Raw genomic sequence first — 755 nt, 5'->3', positions numbered from 1 at the left:
GGATCAAGCAACTTCAAAGTGCCGCCTGATCACGCCGTCACCAACTTTCGGGCATAGCTCGGATGGATATGGAAGCCGATCATGTCTCCGCTTGGAGCAAAGGCGGTGCAACTTCTCTAAAAAATTGCGAGATGCTTTGCAAAACTCACAATCGCGCCAAGGGTAATCGGTAGGAAGGGCTGGAAAGGGCATTTTCTACCATGAGTGCTAGCGGAAACCCCATGCACTTGGTTTTCGCTACGCTCGACCAGGTGCATTCCCCTCCGAACGTGGGAAGCCTGATTTATCAGCTCATCGGGGCAGGCGACACAGCAGCCAAAACCGCCCCGCATGAGGATGTGACTTCAAGCGTTGATTGTTGCTATACTTAAAACATGACCGACGACACCACGCCATTACGGGAAGCCGAAGCTCGCGCTCTGATCGGAAAGATTTTTGTGCAGGTTGAGGATGGTGACATTTTAACTGTTGTTGGCGTTACTCCCGAAGCTCTCTTGCCGTCAGGATGGATTTTCGCTGCCAAGTCATTCGGATGCGACGGGCAAATTTCGGCAGGCAATGACGTGGGTTACATTGGAACAGAATTTATTGAGGTTTCTTCAATCGAAGAAGGTTTGAAGCTTCCATGTCCAAAATCTGACCAGACTGCCTCTGAGCGGGGAAGTGAAGAGATACCTTTTTGACTGTATTTTCGTATGCGTCCGGTCTGACTGGTGTTGACTTATTCTGGCGTCCGGTTCCAGGGCATGAGGTCT

Annotated in this window: 2 protein-coding genes; both read left to right on the top strand. The window is 50.7% G+C overall.

Going from position 1 to position 755, the window contains the following annotated elements:
- Positions 1–62 precede the first annotated feature (62 nt).
- The gene (locus E2L05_RS21400) at positions 63–173 is read left to right on the top strand and encodes an HNH endonuclease (RefSeq protein ID WP_208016293.1); all 111 of its coding nucleotides are present in this window, start codon (positions 63–65) and stop codon (positions 171–173) included.
- Between the two features lie 201 nt (positions 174–374).
- Entirely contained in the window at positions 375–683 is a 309-nt protein-coding gene (locus E2L05_RS20590) for a hypothetical protein (RefSeq protein WP_133344893.1), read from the top strand.
- The last annotated feature ends 72 nt before the right edge of the window (positions 684–755 follow it).

Origin of the sequence: Meridianimarinicoccus aquatilis (assembly GCF_004358675.1) — a bacterium.
GTDB lineage: Bacteria > Pseudomonadota > Alphaproteobacteria > Rhodobacterales > Rhodobacteraceae > Meridianimarinicoccus > Meridianimarinicoccus aquatilis.
This window is presented reverse-complemented; position numbering and strand designations above follow the sequence as displayed.